Origin of the sequence: Rubrivivax gelatinosus (genome assembly GCF_004340905.1) — a bacterium.
In the GTDB taxonomy this organism is placed as follows: Bacteria; Pseudomonadota; Gammaproteobacteria; order Burkholderiales; family Burkholderiaceae_C; genus Rubrivivax; species Rubrivivax gelatinosus.
In genome coordinates, this window is the sequence record NZ_SLXD01000006.1 from 132,751 (window position 1) to 151,876 (window position 19,126).

Sequence of the window (19,126 nt, forward strand, 5' to 3'; positions counted from 1 at the left end):
GCGCGTGATCTACGGCATCGGCACCGACGTCTGCGACATCCGCCGCATCGAGGCGACGCTGGTGCGCCGTGGTGAGCGTTTCGCCGAGAAGGTGCTGGGCGACGACGAGCTGCGCATCTTCCAGGCCCGGCGCGCGCGCGTCGAGTCGCGCGGCATCGCCTTCCTGGCGACACGTTTCTCGGCCAAGGAAGCCTTCTCCAAGGCCATCGGCCTGGGCCTGCACATGCCGATGACCTGGCGCGCCTGCCAGATCCTCAACGAACCCAGCGGCAAGCCCTTCATCCGGCTGTCGGGGGACCTGGCCGCCTGGTTCGCCGCGCGCGGCCTCGTCGCCCACGTCACCGTCAGCGACGAGAGCGACTACGCCGCTTCCTTCGTCGTCGTCGAACACGCCGCGCCCAGCATTTCCAAGGACCTCCCGTGAGCCTTCATGCCCCCGTCGTGCTGGACATCGCCGGCACCTCGCTCAACGACGACGACCGCCGCCGCATCCGCCATCCGCTGGCCGGCGGCCTGATCCTCTTCGCGCGCAACTGGGTCGACCGGCGCCAGCTCGTCGAGCTGACGGCCGAGATCAAGTCGCTGCGGCCGGACCTGCTGATCTGCGTCGACCACGAGGGCGGGCGTGTGCAGCGTTTGCGCACCGACGGCTTCACCCACCTGCCGCCGATGCGCGCCTTCGGCGAGCTGTGGATGGCCGACGCGATGCGCGCCACCGCCGCGGCCACCGCCGCCGGCTACGTGCTGGCGAGCGAGCTGCGCGCCTGCGGCGTCGACTTCAGCTTCACGCCGGTGCTCGACCTGGACCACGGCCCCAGCCAGGTCATCGGCGACCGTGCCTTCCACCGCGACGCGCGCGTCGCGGCACTGCTGGCGAAGAGCCTGATGCACGGCCTGCTGCAGGCCGGCATGGCGTCCTGCGGCAAACACTTCCCCGGCCACGGCTTCGTCGAGGCCGACTCGCACCTGGCGCTGCCGGTGGACCGGCGTTCGCTGAAGGCCATCCTCGCGGACGACGCCAAGCCCTACGAATGGCTCGCCGGGACCCTGGACGCGGTGATGCCGGCGCATGTCGTCTACCCGAAAGTCGACGCGCTGCCGGCGGGTTTCTCGCGGCGCTGGCTGCAGGACATCCTGCGAGAGCGCCTGGGTTTCGACGGCGCCGTCTTCAGCGACGACCTCAGCATGGAGGGCGCCAAGGGCGTCGGCTCGACGCTGGACGCGGCGCTGCTGGCGCTGGCCGCGGGCTGTGACCTGGTGCTGCTGTGCAACCAGTCGACGGTGGACGGCGGCGCGCCGGTCAACGCGCTGCTCGACGGCCTGGAGCAGGCGGCCGCCGACGGCCGCTGGACGCCCGACGAGGCCTCCGAGGCGCGGCGCAGGGCGCTGCTGCCGCAGACCGAGCCGCTGGCCTGGGACGACCTGATGCACGCGCCGGCCTACCAGCGCGCGCTCGAGCGCCTGCCCTGAGTCAGGCGGCCGCGGCTTCGCGGCGTTTGGCGGCGCCGGCCAGGCGTTCGGCCTGGGCCATCGCGCTCAGGCCGATCAGCAGGTGCAGCAGCTGCATCGTCCAGTGGTACTCGCCCGGCACCAGCCGCAGCTGGAAGATGCCGAAGGCGACCACGATGACGCCCCAGTTGAAGGCCAGCACGGCCAGCTTGGGCGCGGCGCGGAAGCCGGCGAAAGCCAGCACCCACAGCGCGAGCACGAACACCGTGCCGCAGATCATGTGCAGCTGCAGCACCGTGCCCAGACCGAAGGCATGGGCGGCGCCGAGCGCCAGCGTCAGGGCGCCCGCGAGGCGGGCGAGCATCAGGGCGATCTTGGTCATCTGAGGCAACTCGGAAAGAACGGGAAGACGAGGGCGGCGGCAGCCTGCACGCCGCGTGCGGCCCCGCCACGAAAGAGGGCCGCGGGCCTCGCGGCCGGCGGCCCTCGTCCGGGGACGGCGGGTCAGGCGCCGAGTTCGAACGGCAGCTTCAGCTGCGACAGGTCCTTGCGCGTCTCGACGAGCACCAGCGGGCCTTCGTCGGCGACGACGACCGGCTTGGGTTCACGCGGCACGTGCACCGGCTTCGGCTCGGCGGCGATGGCTTCCTGGGCCGCGCGCACCTTGTCGGCGTCGGACTGCACCCACTGCAGGCCGGCGTCGGCGGCCAGCGCGCTCAGTGCCTCGGTCGGCAGCGCGTAGGGCTCGATGCGCGGTGCAGCCGGCGGCTGCGGTGCCGGCACCGCTTCGGCGACCGGGATCTCCGGCAGCTCGGCAACGGCTTCGGCCGGCGCCGGCGGCGTCAGCACGGCCTCGTCTGCGGTCTCGGTGTCAGCCGTCGTGTCGCTCGCCGTGGCCTCGCCTTCACGGCGCTCGCGGCGATAGCGGTCGCGGCCGCGGCCGCGGCGGCGGCCGGTCTCGCGTTCACCTTCGGGCTCGCCTTCACGCTCGTTGGCTTCGGGGAACACGCCTTCGGGTGCCGAGGCTTCGTCGACGGCCGGGGCGGCGGCGTCGGCGGCCGCGGGGACAGCGTCCTCGGCCGGCGCGCTGCTGCCTTCGACCAGCGTGCCTTCCTCGACACGGCCTTCACCGTTGCCGCGGCCACCACGGCGGCGGCGGCGGCGGCCACCTTCACGCGTCTCGCCGTTCTCGGCGACCGGCGCACCGTCGACCGGCGCCAGCGCCTCGGCGGTGGCCGGTGCCAGCGTGGCGGCTGCCGTGCTCTCCTCGGCACGCGGGGCGCGGTCGGTGCGCGGGCCGCGGTTGCCGCGTTCGCTGCGTTCTCCGCGTTCGGCGCGCGGCTCGCGGGTCTCGCTGCCGGCTTCGGCGGCGTCGCGACGGCCGTCGCGGCGGTTCTCGCCGCGGCCTTCACGCCCTTCGCGGGCTTCCTGGCGGGCTTCCGGTCGGCCGTTGCGGCTGCGTTCGCCGCGCTCGCCACGTTCACCGCGCTCGCCGCGCTCACCCCGTTCGCCACGCTCACCGCGCTCGCCACGGCCACCGCGGCGGCCGCCTTCACGCTTGTCCTGCGTCGCCGGTGCCGCTTCGGCGGCCGCGGCCGGCGCAGCCGGTGCCGCGGCCGGCGTCGGCTCGGGCATCGTGAACATGCGCTTGATCCAGCCGAAGAAGCCGCCGCTCGCGGGTGCCGCGGCCGGTGCGGCCGGCGCCGGGGCGGCGGCCGCCGGCTGCGGCGCGGGCTGCGCTGCCACCGGCTTGACCGGCGCCGGTGCGGGGGCGGGCGGTGCGGGCTGGTCGGGCAGCACGCCCTTGATCACCGGCTCCTGCTTGCTGCGGCCCTTGTCGTTGGCGTCGCGACGGCGGGTGATGCCGACTTCCTCGTCGGGCTCCTCGACCATCGTGTAGCTGGCCTGCAGGTTCTCCAGGCGCGGGTCGTCGTGGCGCAGGCGCTCGAGCTTGTAGTTCGGCGTCTCCAGGTGCTTGTTGGGCACCAGAATGACGGTGACGCGCTGCTTGAGCTCGATCTTGGTGATCTCGGTGCGCTTCTCGTTGAGCAGGAAGGAGGTCACTTCCACCGGCACCTGCACGTGCACGGCGGCGGTGTTCTCCTTCATCGCCTCTTCCTGCACCATGCGCAGGATCTGCAGCGCCGAGCTTTCGGTGTCGCGGATGTGGCCGGTGCCGTTGCAGCGCGGGCAGGTGATGTGGTTGCCTTCGGACAGCGCCGGGCGCAGCCGCTGGCGGGAGAGCTCCAGCAGGCCGAACTTGCTGATCGAGCTGAACTGCACGCGTGCACGGTCGGTGCGCAGCGCGTCGCGCAGGCGCTGTTCGACCTCGCGGCGGTTCTTGCTCTCCTCCATGTCGATGAAGTCGACGACGATCAGGCCGCCCAGGTCACGCAGCCGCATCTGGCGCGCGATCTCGTCGGCGGCCTCGAGGTTGGTGCGGAACGCGGTTTCCTCGATGTCGCTGCCGCGCGTCGAGCGCGCCGAGTTCACGTCCACCGAGACCAGGGCCTCGGTGTGGTCGATGACGATCGCGCCGCCCGACGGCAGGTTCACCGTGCGGCTGAACGCGGTCTCGATCTGGTGTTCGATCTGGAAGCGGCTGAACAGCGGCGCGTCGTCGCGGTAGCGCTTCACACGCGAGGCCGACTCCGGCATCACGTGGTTCATGAACTGCTGCGCCTGATCGTAGATGTCGTCGGTGTCGATCAGGATCTCGCCGATGTCCGCGGTGAAGTAGTCGCGGATCGCGCGGATGACGAGCGAGCTCTCCTGGTAGATCAGGAACGCGCCCTTGCCGGCCTTGGAGGCGCCGTCGATGGCGTCCCAGAGCTTGAGCATGTAGTTCAGGTCCCACTGCAGCTCGGCCGCCGAGCGGCCGATGCCGGCGGTGCGGGCGATCAGGCTCATGCCCTTGGGGTACTGCAGCTGCTCGAGGTTTTCCTTCAGCTCCTCGCGGTCCTCGCCCTCGATGCGCCGGCTGACGCCGCCGCCCTTCGGGTTGTTGGGCATCAGCACGAGGTAACGGCCGGCCAGGCTGACGAAGGTCGTCAGCGCCGCGCCCTTGTTGCCGCGTTCTTCCTTCTCGACCTGCACCAGCAGGTTGTCGCCTTCCTTGACGACGTCCTGGATGCGCGCGTTCTTCAGGTCGACGCCGTCCTTGAAGTAATTGCGCGAGATTTCCTTGAACGGCAGGAAACCGTGGCGATCCTCGCCGTAGTCGACGAAGCAGGCTTCGAGCGACGGTTCGACGCGGGTGATCACCGCCTTGTAGATGTTGCCCTTGCGCTGTTCGCGGCCTTCGAGTTCGGTCTCGAAGTCGAGCAGTTTCTGCCCGTCCACGATCGCCAGGCGCCGCTCTTCGGGCTGCGTGGCGTTGATCAGCATGCGTTTCATCGATTCTCCCGGCGCGCAGTCCGCCATGGCGGGACGCACGCGACTACCGCGTGCCGCTCAAGCGGCACGCGCTGCCTCGTTCGATGCAGGAGAAACGCGGAAGAACCGACTGGCGCGAAGTGCCCTGGACTGCGTTCGAACCGCGCTGAGAGAAACAGCGACGGATCAGCGGCGCAGCGTTGGCGCGTGCGTTCCGAAGGCGGCTGCCCGGGCCGGCGACGCTCCGTCGCACCGCATGTGGCGCGGCGACGCCATCGCGCCGGCCGCGCCGGCGTCTTGCCGGGGCCTCGGGGCGATAGCGAGGAGGATTGTCATGAACGGCACGTCAGCGCTGGGGTCCTGTCGGACGCGGGGTCGAGCTGGAGTGTCTCCGGGTCTCGACCCTCGGGATTTCGGGTGCCTCCCAAACGAGGCGGGTTCTTCTTCGAATCTCGTTCGCCCGCCGCCACGCGCCGCCGACGCGCTCTGGCGGCCGGCCCGCGCGCCCGCGGCCGGGCGCTGCATCACCTGTACCGTGGCGGCTTCTGCCACCACGGCGCTCCCGTCGTGTTTCTGTAAGCGCCGGGTAAACTCCGGAAAATCAATCACTTACCGCACGAACGTGGAGCGCCGGATTATAGGGGCCAAAGCCGGCGATGCAGCGCCGGCGGTGCAGAGAATCACCGTCGACGAGGAATCCGCCGGCCAGCGCCTGGACAACTTCCTGCTGCGCCATCTGAAAGGCGTGCCGAAAACCCACGTCTACCGTGTCATCCGCTCCGGCGAGGTGCGGGTCAACAAGGGCCGCGCCAGCGCCGACACGCGGGTGGCCGCCGGTGACGAGATCCGCGTGCCGCCGATGCGCATGGCCGAGAAACCCGCCGCCGCCGCGGTGCCGGCGCGCGAGTTCCCGATCCTCTTCGAGGACGAGCACCTGCTGGCGATCGCCAAACCCGCCGGCGTCGCGGTGCACGGCGGCAGCGGCGTGTCCTCGGGCGTCATCGAGCAGCTGCGCCGCGCGCGCCCCGACGCGCGTTTCCTGGAGCTGGTGCACCGGCTCGACAAGGAGACCTCGGGCGTGCTGCTGCTGGCCAAGAAACGCAGCGCGCTGACCGCGCTGCAGGACCAGTTCCGCGCCCGCGACACCGGCAAGAACTACCTGGCGCTGGTCGTCGGCGCCTGGCCGAAGCGGCTGAAGGTCATCGACCTGGCGCTGCACAAGGGCACCGACGCCGCCGGCGAGCGCCACGTGCGTGTCGTCGCCGCCGACGCGCCGGACGCGCGGCGCTCGATCACCATTGTTCGTTCGGTGCGCGCCGTCGGGCCTTGCTCGCTGCTGGAGATCGGCCTGAAGACCGGGCGCACGCACCAGATCCGCGTGCATCTGGCGCATTCGGGCCACCCGATCGTCGGCGACCCGAAGTACGGCGACTTCACGCTGAACAAGACCGTCGCGCGCGAGAAGCGTTTCGCGCGCATGTTCCTGCACGCCGTCGAGCTGGCCTTCGACCATCCGGCCAGCGGCGAGCGCATCACCTTGCACGCGCCGCTGCCGCCGGAGTGCGAGACACTGCTGGCCGCAATATGAGACCACGCCGCTTCGACCTCATCGTCTTCGACTGGGACGGCACCCTGTTCGATTCCACCGCGCTGATCGTGCGCTGCATCCAGGACGCCTGCCGCGACGTCGGTGCCACCGTGCCCAGCGACACCGACGCCGCCTACGTCATCGGCCTGGGCCTGGCCGACGCGCTGCAGCACGCCGCGCCCGGCCTGCCGCCCGAACGCTACCCCGAGCTCGCCAACCGCTACCGCCACCACTGGTTCGCGCGCCAGGACGCGGTCGTGCTGTTCCCCGGCACGCTGGCGCTGCTTCAGGACCTGCGTGCACGCAACCACTGGATCGCCGTGGCCACCGGCAAGAGCCGCCGCGGCCTGGACGAGGCACTGCGCACGTCCGACCTGAAGGCCATGTTCGACGGCACGCGCACTGCCGACGAGACGGCGAGCAAACCCAACCCGCTGATGCTCGAGCAGCTGATGCGCGAGTTCGGCACCGAGCCCGAGCGCACGCTGATGATCGGCGACACGACGCACGATCTGCTGATGGCGCAGAACGCGCGCGTGCCCGGCATCGGCGTCAGCTACGGCGCGCACGAGCCCGAGGCCTTCGCCGAGTACGCGCCGCTGCACGTGGCGCACAGCACGCGCGAACTGCACGACTGGCTGCTGGAGAACGCGTGAACGGCGCCGGCCCCGGCGTGCCGCTGTGCCCGTCGGCCGCGCTCGCCGAGCGCGGCGAGGCCCATGTCTGGGACGTGCTCGACGAACGCGGCCAGCCGGCACGCGCCTTCGCGCTGCGTTTCGACGGCCGCGTTGTCGCCTACCTGAACCGCTGCGCCCACCTGCCGGCCGAGCTCGACTGGCAGCCCGGGCGTTTCCTCGACGCCGACGGCCGTTTCGTCGTCTGCGCGATGCACGGCGCGGTCTACGAGCCCGAGGACGGGCGCTGCCTGGCCGGCCCCGGCGCCGGCGGGCGGCTCGTGCCGCTGGACGTCGCCGAGCTTGATGGCACGGTGACTTGGTATCCTTCCCGCGAGATCCGCCCGGCCCCGCCGGCCGACGAAAGCGCGACATGACCCCCACCGACGACAACCCGACGCCGGCGCAGCCGTCCGGCGCGCTTCCCCCTGCGCCCGCTCCCGCCCTCGCCGGGCTGGAGACCAGCCTCGAGAAGATCGCCCGCGAGCTGATGATCCAGCAGCGCGCCGACCGGCGCTGGCGCCTGTTCTTCCGTTTCATCTGGCTGGCGCTGGCCGTGGCCATCGTCTGGGGTGCGATGTCCGAGCGCTTCACGCCGACGGCGCCGAGCCGGCCGCACACCGCGCTCGTCGAGGTGCGCGGCGAGATCGCCCCGGACAGCGAGGCCAGCGCCGAGCTGCTGGTCTCCGCGCTGCGCACCGCCTTCGAGGACCAGGGCGCGCAGGCCGTCGTGCTGCGCATCAACTCGCCGGGCGGCAGCCCGGTGCAGGCCGGCATCGTCAACGACGAGATCCGGCGCCTGAAGGTGCTGCACAAGAAGAAGGTCTACGCCGTGGTCGAGGAGATGTGCGCCTCGGGGGCGTACTACATCGCCGTGGCTGCCGACGAGATCTACGTCGACAAGGCCAGCCTCGTGGGCAGCATCGGGGTGCTGATGGACGGCTTCGGCTTCACCGGGCTGATGGAGAAGCTGGGCGTCGAACGCCGGCTGCTCACCGCCGGCGAGAACAAGGGCATGCTCGACCCGTACAGCCCGCAGAACGAGCGTCAGACCGCCTACGCCCAGGCGATGATCGACCAGATCCACCAGCAGTTCATCGCCGTCGTGCGTGAAGGCCGCGGCAAGCGGCTGCAGGAGACGCCGGAAACCTTCTCCGGCCTGTTCTGGAACGGCGAGGAGGCGGTGCGCCTGGGCCTGGCCGACAAGATGGGCAACCTGGACTACGTCGCACGCGAGGTCGTCAAGGCCGAGGACGTCGTCGACTACACGCCGCGCGATAACGTCGCCGAGCGCCTGGCCAAACGTTTCGGTGCCGCGATGGGCGAGGGCGCCGTCAAGGCGATGCGCCAGATGTCGCCGATGCGCTGATCCCCCGCCTCCCCGTTTCCTGTTCCCCGAGGTTGCCGATGTCCGACCGGCTCGCGGTCCTGCCCCAGTACGTCCTGCCCAAGCAGGCGCTCACGCGCCTGGCCGGCGCCTTCGCCTCGGCGCGTGCCGGCGGCCTGACGACCGCGGCGATCCGCTGGTTCGCCGGCCGCTACGGCGTCGACCTGTCCGAGGCCGCGAATCCCGACCCGGCCAGCTATGCCAGCTTCAACGAGTTCTTCACCCGGGCGCTGAAGCCCGGCGCGCGGCCGCTCGCCGACGCGCCGCTGCTGTGCCCGGTCGACGGCGCGATCAGCCAGTTCGGCGCGATCGAGCAGGGCCGCATCTTCCAGGCCAAGGGCCACGACTACAGCGCCACCGCGCTGCTCGGCGGTGACGCCGAACTGGCCGCGCACTTCGCCGACGGCACCTTCGCCACCCTCTACCTCAGCCCCAAGGACTACCACCGCATCCACATGCCCTGCGACGGCCGGCTGCTGCGCATGGTGCACGTGCCGGGCGAGCTGTTCTCGGTGAACCCGCTGACGGCGCGTGGCGTGCCGGGGCTGTTCGCGCGCAACGAGCGCGTGGTCTGCGTCTTCGACGGCGGCCCGCTCGCCGGGCCCTGGGTGCTGGTGCTGGTCGGCGCGACCATCGTCGGCAGCATGGCCACCACCTGGCACGGCGTCGTCAACCCGCCGCGGCCGGGCGTCGTGCGCACCTGGAGCTACGACGGCCAGGACATCCGCCTCGCACGCGGCGCCGAGATGGGGCGTTTCCTGCTCGGCTCGACCGTCGTGCTGCTGTTCCCGAAGGCGCCGCTGCGCTTCAACCCGAGCTGGGCGCCGGGGCGCCTCGTGCGCATGGGCCAGGGCATGGCCGACCTCGGCTGAGGACGCCGGCGACGGTCTTCCCGCCCGAGTCCACGCCGCCGTCAGGGCGGACAGGCCGCGCCGCCCTGCAGGCAAATTGATGTTGTGGCAAACTTTGCCCAAGCAATTATTGCGAGGGCAATTGGATTGAGCGCAAAGCCAGCCAAGGCGTCGTTCTACAGCGGCGACAGCTACGACCCCGGCAGCAGCGTCGGCTACCAGATCCTGCAGCTGGGCACGCTGATCCGGCGCGAGGTCGACGTGCGCATGGCCCTGCACGACCTGACCGACGCGCAGTGGAAGCCGCTGTTCATGCTGAGCGCCGGCCGCGCCGAGACCGCGCACGAACTGGCGCGGGTGCTCGACTGCGACGCCGGCGCCATCACCCGCATGCTCGACCGGCTCGAGACCAAGGGCCTGCTCGAACGCGTGCGTTCCGAGACCGACCGCCGCGTCGTGCACCTGCGCCTGACCGAGGCCGGCCGTGCCGCCGCCGAGATCGTGCCGCACGTGCTGGCCGACGCCCACAACGACCTCTTCGCCGGCTTCAGCCGCGAGGAATGGATGCAGCTGCGCGACTTCATCACGCGCCTGATCACCAACACCAACCGCTTCGATCCGGGGAGACCCGCCGCATGATCCGCTTCAAACCCGCCGCGGCCGCCCTGGCCGCGGCGCTTGCCGCCGCGGGTTGCGCCAGCCCGGGCGACCTGCCGGCGGCGCACACGCTGGCCTCCGCTTCGGCCGCCGGTGCCAACGACACCGCCACGCCCTGGCCGGCCGAACGCTGGTGGACCGGCTTCGGCGACACCAGGCTCGACGGCCTCGTCGAGCGGGCGCTGGCCGGCCAGCCCAGCCTGCTGGTCGCCGCCGCGCGGCTGCGCCAGGCCGATGCCGCCGTCGGCGTCGCCGCCGCCGGCCGCCTGCCGCAGGTGCAGGGCACGCTCGACATGACGCGCCAGCGTTTCACCGAGAACGGCCCGTACCCGCCGCCGCTGGCCGGTTCCTACGAATGGAACAACGGCGTGCAGATCGGCGCCAGCTGGGAACTGGACCTGTTCGGCCGCGAACGCGCGACGATCGCCGCCGCGCTGGGCCAGCGCCGCGCGGCCGAGGCCGAGCTGCAGGCCGCGCGTGTGCTGCTGGCGGCCAACGTCGTCACTGCCTACGTCAACCTCGGCCGGCTGGCCGAAAGCCGCGAGGTCGCGCGCCAGTCGCTCGCCCAGCGCGAGCAGATCCTGGCGCTGGTGCGCCAGCGCATCGCCGCCGGGCTGGACACGACGGTCGAGCTGCGCCAGGCCGAAGGGCTGATCGCGCAGTCGCGTGTCGAGCTCGAGGCGCTGGAGGAGTCGACCGCGCGTGCCCGGCACGCGCTGGCCGAGCTGACCGGCCAGGGCCCGGGCGCGCTCGACGGTCTGACGCCGGCGCTCGCGCCGCTGCGTTCGACGCCGCTGCCCGCCGGGCTGCCGGCCGACCTGCTGGGCCGCCGCGCCGACCTCGTCGCCCAGCGCTGGCGTGTCGAGTCGGCGATGCGCGAGGTCGACGCCGCGCGGGCGCTCTTCTATCCCAACGTCAGCCTCACCGCGTTTGCCGGCTTCTCCAGCCTGGGGCTGGACGAGTTCGTGAAGGCCGGCTCGCGCAACCTGGGCGTCGGCCCGGCGCTGTCGCTGCCGATCTTCGAAGGCGGCCGGCTGCGCGCCAACCTGGGCGCCCGGGCGGCCGAGGTCGACGCCGCGGTCGAGGGCTACAACGGCGCGCTGCTGCGTGCGCTGCGCGAGGTGGCCGACGAGGTCGCCGGGCTGCAGTCGCTGGAGCGCCAGCAGCGTGCCCAGGCCGAGGCCGGCGCCGCCGCCGACGCCGCCTACGCGCTGGCGATCCAGCGTTACCAGGCCGGCCTCGGCAACTTCCTCACCGTGCTGAGCGCCCAGACCAACGTGCTCGCGCAGTCGCGCGCCGCCACCGAGCTGAAGGCCCGCCACCTGGCCAGCGAGGTGGCGCTGACACGCGCGCTCGGCGGCGGCTGGGCCGCTGCCGCCGACACGCTGCCCGCGCCCGTCGCCACCCGCTGAACCCCGAATCCGACCTCATCATGAGCGAACCGACTTCCACTCCCGTCGCCGACCCGGGTGCCAAGCGCAAGCCCGCGCTGCTCGCCGTCACCGCCATCACGCTGGCCGCCGCGGTGCTGTACGGCGGCTGGTGGCTGCTGACCCAGCGCCACCACGAGAGCACCGACAACGCCTACGTCCAGGGCCAGGTCGTGCAGATCACGCCGCAGGTCGCCGGCACCGTGCTCGCGGTGCTGGCCGACGACACCGACCTCGTGAAGGCCGGCCAGCCGCTGGTCCGGCTCGACGCCGCCGACGCCCGGCTGGCGCTGGCGCGTGCCGAGGCCCAGCTCGCGCAGACCGTGCGCGAGGTGCGCACCGTCTACGCCAACGACGCGACCTACGCCGCCAACGTGCGCCTGCGCGAGGCCGAGGTCGCGCGCGCCGAGGCCGAGGCCCGGCGTGCCGCCGACGACCTCGAGCGCCGCCGCCCGCTGCTGGCCAGCGGCGCCGTCGGCGGCGAGGAACTCCAACACGCCGAGACCACGCTCGCTTCGGCCAAGAGCGCGCTGGCCGCCGCCCGCTCGGCGCTCGCCGCGGCGCAGGAGCAGGCCACGTCCAACCGTGCGCTGACCGACGGCACGACGCCCGAGCACCACCCGAATGTCGAACGTGCCGCCGCCGCGGTGCGCGAGGCCTGGCTGGCGCTGCAGCGCACCGAGCTGCCGGCGCCGATCGCCGGGCAGGTGGCGCGGCGTTCGGTGCAGGTCGGTCAGCGTGTCGCGCCGGGCACGCCGCTGATGTCGGTGGTGCCGCTGGAGCAGGTCTGGGTCGAGGCCAACTTCAAGGAAGGCCAGCTGCGCGACATGCGCATCGGCCAGCCGGTCAGGCTGAGCGCGGACCTCTACGGCAGCCGCGTCGAGTACGAGGGCCGCGTCGTCGGCGTCGGTGCCGGCACCGGCGCCGCCTTCGCGCTGCTGCCGGCGCAGAACGCGACCGGCAACTGGATCAAGGTCGTGCAGCGTGTGCCGGTGCGCATCGAGCTCGACGCCCGCCAGCTTGCCGAGCACCCGCTGCGTGTCGGCCTGTCGATGCAGGCCAGCGTCGACACCGCCGACACGCACGGCGAGCCGGTGCTCGCCGCCGTGACGCGGCCGACCAACCGCACCGCCGTCTTCGACGCCGCCGGCGAAGCCGCCGAGCGCCGCGTGCACGAGATCATCGCCCGCAACCTGGGTCGCCCGGCCAAGGGCTGAGATGAGCGCCACCACCGCTTCCGCGCCGGACGAGGGCCCGGCGCCGCGGCCGGCCGCGCCGCCGCGGGCGCCGGCCTTCCCGCCGCTGCAGGGCGGCGCGCGCGTCGCCGGCACGCTGGCGCTGTCGCTGGCGACCTTCATGACGGTGCTCGACACCTCGATCGCCAACGTCTCGATCCCGGCGATCTCGGGCGACCTGGGCGTCAGCCCGCAGCAGGGCACCTGGGTCATCACCTCGTTCGGCGTCGCCAACGCGATCGCGGTGCCGCTGACCGGCTGGCTGACGCAGCGTTTCGGCCAGGTGCGGCTGTTCACCGCCAGCGTGCTGCTGTTCGTCATCGCGTCCTGGCTCTGCGGCCTGGCGCCGAACATCGAGTCGCTGATCGCCTTCCGCGTCTTCCAGGGGCTGGTGTCGGGGCCGATGATCCCGCTGTCGCAGACCCTGCTGCTGGCCAGCTACCCGCCGGCCAAGGCCGGCATGGCGATGGCCTTGTGGGCGATGACGACGATGGTCGCGCCGGTCGTCGGGCCGCTGCTCGGCGGCTGGCTGACCGACAACCTGTCGTGGCCCTGGATCTTCTACATCAACGTGCCGGTGGGGCTGTTCGCCGCGGCGCTGACCTGGTCGATCTACCGCACGCGCGACCCCGGGCCGCGCAAGGTGCCGGTCGACGCCATCGGCCTCGGGCTGCTGGTGCTGTGGGTCGGCGCGATGCAGATCATGGTCGACAAGGGCAAGGAGCTGGACTGGTTCGCGTCGACCGAGATCGTCGTGCTGGCCGTCGTGGCGGTGGTCGGCTTCCTGTTCTTCCTCGCCTGGGAGCTGACCGACCGGCACCCGATCGTCGACCTGCGGCTGTTCGGCCGGCGCAACTTCCTGTTCGGCACGACGGCGCTGTCGGTGGCCTACGGCGTGTTCTTCGGCAACGTCGTGCTGCTGCCTCTATGGCTGCAGCAGTGGATGGGCTACACGGCCACCTGGGCCGGCATGGTGACGGCGCCGGTCGGCATCCTGGCGATCGCACTGTCGCCCTGGGTCGGCAAGAACGTCGGCCGCATGGACCCGCGCAAGCTGGCGACCGTCGCCTTCCTCGGCTTCGGCCTGGTGCTGTGGATGCGCTCCTGGTTCAGCACCGAGGTCACGCCGGGCGTGATCCTGCTGCCCATCGTGCTGCAGGGCGCGGCGATGGCCTTCTTCTTCGTGCCGCTGCAGGCGATCATCTTCAGCGGCCTGAAGCCCGAGCAGATGCCGGCGGCCTCGGGGCTGTCGAACTTCGTGCGCATCACCGCCGGCGCGGTCGGCACCTCGCTGTTCACGACGCTGTGGGACCACCGCGCCTCGATGCACCATGCCCACCTCGTCGAGGCGATCAGCAGCGGCGCGCGCGACGCGACGACGCAGCAGGTGCTGGCGCAGCTGGCTGCCGCCGGCCAGAGCGCCGAGCAGGCCGGCGCGACGCTGAACCGGCTGATCGACCAGCAGGCCTACACGATGGCCGTCACCGACGTGTTCTACATGTCGGGGCTGCTGTTCCTGGCGCTGGTTGCGCTGGTCTGGATGACCTCGCCGCGGCGTGCGGCCGCCGGCGCCACCCCGGCCGACGCCGGGGGCGCGCACTGAACGCAGCGCGGACTCAGGTCCGCGCCGGCGCCTGCACCGGCGCGCCGGCGGCGATGGCGCGCAGGCAGTCGGGGCACAGGCAGCTCGGGTACAGCGACATCATCGCGCGCAGCGGCCGCGTGTCGAGCTTGACCTGGGTGCAGGCGCAGGGGCCTGGGCCGGCGATGCCGCAGTGGAAGGTCGCGCCGCAGCGCGGGCAGGTGTCGGTCTTGTCGTCGTTGCTCACAGCCATCCCAGTTTCTTGAAGCGCCGGTACATCAGCGCGCAGACGCCGCCGATCAAGGCCAGCGCCGCCGGATAACCCCAGCGCCAGTCGAGCTCGGGCATGTACCTGAAGTTCATGCCCCAGACGCCGACGAAGGCGGTGGCCACGGCGAAGATGCCGGCCCAGGCCGCCAGGCGCTTGGTGGTCTCGCTCTCCTCGATCGTCACCATCGACAGGTTGACCTGGATCGCGGTGCCCACCGTCTCGCGCAGCGCGTCGAGCGTGCCGTTGATGCGCATGAGGTGGTCCGAGACGTCGCGGAAGTACTCCTGCGTGCCGGCGCAGGCCGCCGGCGTGCGCCCGCCGTGCAGGCGCAGCACCGGATCGACGAGCGGCAGCACCGCGTGGCGCAGCACCGCCAGCCGGCGTTTGACGTCGTAGAGCTGCTCGATGCTGCGGCGTGCCGCGCCGGGCTCGAAGATCTGCGTCTCGATGCCGTCGACCTGGTTCTCCAACTCCTCGACGAGCGGGAAGTAGCGGTCCACCGCCGCGTCCAGCAGCGCGTAGAAGACGAAGCCCGGGCCCTGCGCCAGCAGTTCGGGGGACTGTTCGCAGCGCGCGCGCACGCCGACGAAACCCTGGCTGCTGCGGTTGCGCACCGAGACCACGTAGTTCGGGCCGGCGAAGATCGCCAGCTCGCCGAGCTGCAGCTCGTCGGTGGGGCCGTACTCGAGCAGGTGCACGACGGTGAACAGCATGTCGCCGTACTCCTCGATCTTCGGCCGCTGGTGGCCGTGGCGTGCATCCTCGACGGCGAGTTCGTGCAGCCCGAACTCCTGCTGCAGCGTCGCCAGTTCCTCGTCGCTCGCGTCGCGCAGCGCAACCCAGACCAGGGCGCCGGGTTCGGCGAGGTGATCGCTGATCGCCTCGACCGCGATGTCGGCGAGCTTGACGCCGTGGCGGTAGGCGACGCAGTTGATCAGCATGGGCGGGCAGGGCGGGCGGCAGCGGAGTGTCGCATGGCGCGTGGCCGTGCCGAGGCCGCACGCTGGCGGCGCGAGCAGAAGGCTGGATTGAAAGATGTCAAGACCACAGGTGGTTTTGCTTGTGCAAGGGTTTTGTCCAGGTCCATAATGAGAAATATTCGCATTTGACGCCGATCATGGGTTTTGGCAAATTCTTCAGCACCCCTTCGCCGGCACTGATGCCGGTGGCGAGTTCGCCGGCTCCGGCGCCCGGCCCCGGTGCGTCCCCCGCTGCCCAGTCCCTCGACGCCGCCGCCACCGGCCTGCCGTTGCGCGTGCTGTCGGTGGCCGCGCCTGCGCTGGCGCCCGACTGGGCGCGCTGGCTGGCCGAGATCGGCTTCCTGCCCGGTGAACGTGTCACCGTGACCACGCGCAGCGTCTGGGGCGGCGACCCGCTGGTCGTGCGCGTCGGCCAGTCGACCTTCGCGCTGCGCCGCGCCGAGGCCGCCTGTGTGCGCGTGGAGCCGCTATGAGCGGCTGCCACGAGACCGTCGTCCACTTTCATCCCGGCGGCCAGTTGGTCGCCCTCGTGGGCAACCCGAACTGCGGCAAGACGGCGCTGTTCAACCTGCTGACCGGCAGCCGCCAGAAGGTGGCCAACTACGCCGGCGTCACCGTCGAGCGCAAGGAAGGCGTTCTGCGCACCGCCGCCGGCAAGACGCTGCGTGTGCTCGACCTGCCGGGCGCCTACAGCCTGCACCCGCGTTCGCCCGACGAGCGCGTGACGGTCGACGTGCTCTACGGCCGCGCCGAGGGCGAACGCCGCCCGGACGTCGTCGTCTGCGTCGTCGACGCCACCAACCTGCGCCGCAACCTGCGCCTGGTGCTCGCGGTGCAGCGCCTGGGCCTGCCCTGCGTCGTCGCGCTGAACATGGCCGACATGGCCGCGCGCCGCGGCATCGCGGTCGACGCCGAGGCGCTGTCGCGTGAACTCGGCGTGCCGGTCGTGCCGACGGTCGGCATCAAGGCCGACGGCGACCGCGCGCTGCGTGCGCTGCTCGAGGACAAGAGCCTGTGGCGCGCGCCGCAGAAGGCGCACGAGACCCTGCACCACGACGGCGACCACCACGCGGTGCAGCGCATCCTGGAGCGCCTGGATCTCGACAAGGCGATGCCCGAGACCGCCAGCGACCGCATCGACCGCGTCGTGCTGCATCCGGTGGCCGGGCCGGCGATCCTGGCGCTGCTGCTGTTCCTCGTCTTCCAGGCGGTGTTCGCCTGGGCCGAGGCGCCGATGGGCTGGATCGAGGACGCCACGACCGCGGCCGGTGAAGCCGTCGGCAGCTTCATCCCCGAGGGCGTGCTGCACAGCTTCGTCGTCGACGGGCTGATCGCCGGCCTGGGCGGCGTCGTCGTCTTCCTGCCGCAGATCCTGATCCTGTTCTTCTTCATCCTGCTGCTGGAGGAGTCGGGCTACCTGCCGCGTGCGGCCTTCCTGCTCGACCGGCTGATGGGCGGCGTGGGGCTGTCGGGGCGGTCGTTCATCCCGCTGCTGTCGAGCTTCGCCTGCGCGATCCCCGGCATCATGGCCACGCGCACGATCGCCGACCCGCGCGACCGCATCGTCACCATCCTGCTCGCGCCGATGATGACCTGCTCGGCGCGGCTGCCGGTGTACGCGCTGCTGATCGCGGCCTTCATCCCCGCGCGCCAGGTGGCCGGCGGGCTGGAACTGCAGGGGCTGGTGCTGTTCGCGCTGTACATGGCGGGCATCGCCGGCGCCTTCGCGATCGCCTGGGTGCTCAAGCGCTTCGGCAGCGGCAAGAGCCAGGTGCGCACGCTGATGATGGAGCTGCCGGCCTACCACTGGCCGACGGTGCGCTCGGTGGCGCTGGGCCTGTGGCAGCGCGCGACGATCTTCCTGCGCCGCGTCGGTGGCGTGATCCTGGTGCTGACGGTCGTGCTCTGGGCGCTGTCGAGCTTCCCGGCGCCGCCGGAAGGCGCCACCGGGCCGGCGATCGAATACAGCCTGGCCGGGCGCATCGGCCAGGCGCTGGCGGTGGTCTTCGCGCCGGTGGGCTTCAACTGGCAGATCAGCATCGCGCTGGTGCCGGCGATGGGCGCACGCGAGGTCGCGGTCGCGGCGCTGGCCACGGTCTACGCGGTGGGTGACGCCGGCGACGAAGCCGGCAGCGCGCTGGCGCCGCTGCTGGCGCAGGACTGGTCGATGGCCACCGCGCTGGCGCTGATGGCCTGGTTCGTGTTCGCGCCGCAGTGCCTGTCGACGCTGGCGACGATCAAACGCGAGACCGGCGGCTGGAAGTGGGCGCTGATCACCGCCGGCTACCTGTTCGTGCTCGCCTACGTGGCGGCCTTGATCACCTACCGCGTCGCGCTCGCGTTCGGGCTCTGAGGCCTGCACGAGCACACGGGGCCCGCCGTCGCCGGCGGGCCCCGTGTCGTTTCGGGCCCGCGTGTTCAGCGCATCGAGTAGCCGCGCCCGTCCATGCAGGCCTCGACGGCGCGCTGGAACACCGAAGCGTCTTCCAGCGCCGCCTTCTGCGTCGTGGCCCAGCGGTTGCAGGCCTGGCGGTCGGCTTCGGTCTGGCGCTCGTCCTGGCCGTTGCGCGGGTAGATGATGGGCTCGGGCTTTCTCGGCGGCACCGACTCCGAGCCGCTGGGGCGCACCGGCTCGACGACGACCGGCGTCGTGTAGATCACCGGCGGCGCATAGATGACGGGCGGCGGCGGCACCGCGATCCACGGGCGGTAGACCGGCGGCCCCCAGTAGCGGGGGCCGTGCCAGTACGGGTCGCCGGTGACGACGCGGCCGTAGACCGGCACGCCGACCCAGCCCAGGTCGACGCCGACCGAGACCGAGGTGCGCGCCCCGGCCGCGCCGGCGGCGACCAGCACCAGCAGCGCGGCGGCGCACTTCAGCGGGGTGGAGATCGTTCTGCGCATGCGAGGCTCCTGGCGGAGGGGATGTCCGATCATCGCGCCGCGCCCGCCCGGCGTTGACGCCGACGCTGCAAAGAATCGTGAACCGGCGCCACTCAGGCCGTCAGCAGGCCCTTGCGCTCGATGAAGGCCACGACCTCGGCCAGGCCGGCCTGGGTCTTCAGGTTGGTCATCACGAAGGGCCTGGCACCGCGCATGCGGCGCGTGTCCTCGGCCATCACCTCCAGCGAGGCGCCGACGTGCGGCGCGAGGTCGGTCTTGTTGATGACGAAGAGGTCGCTCTTGGTGATGCCCGGGCCGCCCTTGCGCGGGATCTTCTCGCCGGCGGCGACGTCGATGACGTAGATCGTCAGGTCCGACAGCTCGGGGCTGAAGGTGGCGGCGAGGTTGTCGCCACCGGACTCGATGAACACGATGTCGGCGTCGGGGTACTTCTCCAGCAGCCGGTCCACCGCCTCGAGGTTGATCGACGCGTCCTCGCGGATCGCGGTGTGCGGGCAGCCGCCGGTCTCGACGCCGACGATGCGCTCGGGCTCCAGCGCCCCGGCCACCGTCAGCAGGCGCTGGTCTTCCTTGGTGTAGATGTCGTTGGTGACGACGACGAGGTCCCAGCGCTCGCGCATCGTCTTGCAGAGCATCTCGAGCAGCGTCGTCTTGCCCGAGCCGACCGGCCCGCCGACGCCGACGCGCAGCGGCGGCAGCCGGCGCGTGCGGCCGGGGATGGAGTGCAGTGCATTCGTCATGCC

The 19,126-nt window shown here is 71.9% G+C and carries 19 protein-coding genes; 13 read left to right on the forward strand and 6 right to left on the reverse strand.

The window, feature by feature from the left end; translation table 11 throughout:
* Positions 1-4 precede the first annotated feature (4 nt).
* Together acpS and nagZ are read left to right on the forward strand one after the other, a co-directional pair.
* Positions 5-424 (forward strand): holo-ACP synthase, encoded by a 420-nt coding sequence (acpS, locus tag EV684_RS11000; protein WP_132647132.1) that lies wholly within the window; start codon positions 5-7, stop codon positions 422-424.
* Positions 421-1,470 (forward strand): beta-N-acetylhexosaminidase, encoded by a 1,050-nt coding sequence (nagZ, locus tag EV684_RS11005; protein ID WP_132647134.1) that lies wholly within the window; start codon positions 421-423, stop codon positions 1,468-1,470. The genes acpS and nagZ overlap by 4 nt, the downstream gene beginning before the upstream one ends.
* Before the next feature lies 1 nt (position 1,471).
* On the opposite strand, the gene EV684_RS11010 is transcribed toward nagZ, so the two are convergent.
* Together EV684_RS11010 and EV684_RS11015 are read right to left on the reverse strand one after the other, a co-directional pair.
* Positions 1,472-1,831 carry a hypothetical protein gene (locus tag EV684_RS11010; protein WP_132647136.1) on the reverse strand — a complete coding sequence of 120 codons (360 nt, stop codon included), beginning with the start codon at positions 1,829-1,831 and terminating at the stop codon, positions 1,472-1,474.
* A gap of 122 nt (positions 1,832-1,953) precedes the next feature.
* Positions 1,954-4,845 (reverse strand): Rne/Rng family ribonuclease, encoded by a 2,892-nt coding sequence (locus tag EV684_RS11015; protein ID WP_132647138.1) that lies wholly within the window; start codon positions 4,843-4,845, stop codon positions 1,954-1,956.
* A 649-nt stretch (positions 4,846-5,494) separates the two neighbouring features.
* On the opposite strand from EV684_RS11015, the gene EV684_RS11020 reads away from it, so the two are divergent.
* The 9 genes from EV684_RS11020 to EV684_RS11060 all read left to right on the forward strand — a co-directional run bounded on the left by EV684_RS11020 (position 5,495) and on the right by EV684_RS11060 (position 14,249).
* Entirely contained in the window at positions 5,495-6,412 is a 918-nt protein-coding gene (locus tag EV684_RS11020; RefSeq protein WP_132647140.1) for an RluA family pseudouridine synthase, read from the forward strand.
* Positions 6,409-7,068 carry an HAD family hydrolase gene (locus tag EV684_RS11025; protein WP_132647142.1) on the forward strand — a complete coding sequence of 220 codons (660 nt, stop codon included), beginning with the start codon at positions 6,409-6,411 and terminating at the stop codon, positions 7,066-7,068. The genes EV684_RS11020 and EV684_RS11025 overlap by 4 nt, the downstream gene beginning before the upstream one ends.
* Positions 7,065-7,463, forward strand: coding sequence for a Rieske (2Fe-2S) protein (locus tag EV684_RS11030; protein WP_132647144.1), 399 nt, complete (start codon positions 7,065-7,067; stop codon positions 7,461-7,463). Before EV684_RS11025 ends, EV684_RS11030 begins: the two co-directional genes overlap by 4 nt.
* On the forward strand, positions 7,460-8,455 hold the full coding sequence (locus EV684_RS11035; RefSeq protein ID WP_132647146.1) for a S49 family peptidase: 996 nt from the start codon (positions 7,460-7,462) through the stop codon (positions 8,453-8,455). The genes EV684_RS11030 and EV684_RS11035 overlap by 4 nt, the downstream gene beginning before the upstream one ends.
* Positions 8,456-8,493: 38 nt before the next feature.
* Positions 8,494-9,345 carry an archaetidylserine decarboxylase gene (gene asd / locus EV684_RS11040; RefSeq protein WP_132647148.1) on the forward strand — a complete coding sequence of 284 codons (852 nt, stop codon included), beginning with the start codon at positions 8,494-8,496 and terminating at the stop codon, positions 9,343-9,345.
* A gap of 126 nt (positions 9,346-9,471) precedes the next feature.
* Positions 9,472-9,963, forward strand: a complete 492-nt coding sequence (locus EV684_RS11045; protein ID WP_132647150.1) for a MarR family winged helix-turn-helix transcriptional regulator — start codon at positions 9,472-9,474, stop codon at positions 9,961-9,963.
* A complete protein-coding gene (locus tag EV684_RS11050) occupies positions 9,960-11,393 on the forward strand; it encodes an efflux transporter outer membrane subunit (RefSeq protein ID WP_132647152.1) in 1,434 nt (477 codons plus the stop codon). The genes EV684_RS11045 and EV684_RS11050 overlap by 4 nt, the downstream gene beginning before the upstream one ends.
* A gap of 20 nt (positions 11,394-11,413) precedes the next feature.
* Positions 11,414-12,628 carry an HlyD family secretion protein gene (locus EV684_RS11055; RefSeq protein ID WP_132647154.1) on the forward strand — a complete coding sequence of 405 codons (1,215 nt, stop codon included), beginning with the start codon at positions 11,414-11,416 and terminating at the stop codon, positions 12,626-12,628.
* A gap of 1 nt (position 12,629) precedes the next feature.
* Positions 12,630-14,249, forward strand: coding sequence for a DHA2 family efflux MFS transporter permease subunit (locus EV684_RS11060; protein ID WP_132647156.1), 1,620 nt, complete (start codon positions 12,630-12,632; stop codon positions 14,247-14,249).
* Positions 14,250-14,262: 13 nt separating this feature from the next.
* Here EV684_RS11060 and EV684_RS11065 read toward each other — a convergent pair whose 3' ends face one another.
* Together EV684_RS11065 and EV684_RS11070 are read right to left on the reverse strand one after the other, a co-directional pair.
* Positions 14,263-14,481, reverse strand: coding sequence for a cysteine-rich CWC family protein (locus EV684_RS11065; protein ID WP_132647158.1), 219 nt, complete (start codon positions 14,479-14,481; stop codon positions 14,263-14,265).
* A complete protein-coding gene (locus tag EV684_RS11070) occupies positions 14,472-15,440 on the reverse strand; it encodes a magnesium and cobalt transport protein CorA (RefSeq protein WP_132647160.1) in 969 nt (322 codons plus the stop codon). The genes EV684_RS11065 and EV684_RS11070 overlap by 10 nt, the downstream gene beginning before the upstream one ends.
* Positions 15,441-15,616: 176 nt before the next feature.
* On the opposite strand from EV684_RS11070, the gene EV684_RS11075 reads away from it, so the two are divergent.
* Positions 15,617-15,952 carry a FeoA family protein gene (locus EV684_RS11075; protein ID WP_242478469.1) on the forward strand — a complete coding sequence of 112 codons (336 nt, stop codon included), beginning with the start codon at positions 15,617-15,619 and terminating at the stop codon, positions 15,950-15,952.
* Complete coding sequence (feoB, locus tag EV684_RS11080; RefSeq protein WP_132647162.1) at positions 15,949-17,832, forward strand: ferrous iron transporter B; 1,884 nt, start codon at positions 15,949-15,951, stop codon at positions 17,830-17,832. The genes EV684_RS11075 and feoB overlap by 4 nt, the downstream gene beginning before the upstream one ends.
* Positions 17,833-17,897: 65 nt before the next feature.
* Here feoB and EV684_RS11085 read toward each other — a convergent pair whose 3' ends face one another.
* Both EV684_RS11085 and ureG read right to left on the reverse strand, forming a co-directional pair.
* On the reverse strand, positions 17,898-18,383 hold the full coding sequence (locus EV684_RS11085) for a hypothetical protein (RefSeq protein ID WP_132647164.1): 486 nt from the start codon (positions 18,381-18,383) through the stop codon (positions 17,898-17,900).
* 92 nt (positions 18,384-18,475) lie between these two features.
* Complete coding sequence (gene ureG, locus EV684_RS11090; RefSeq protein ID WP_132647166.1) at positions 18,476-19,123, reverse strand: urease accessory protein UreG; 648 nt, start codon at positions 19,121-19,123, stop codon at positions 18,476-18,478.
* Positions 19,124-19,126 lie beyond the last annotated feature (3 nt).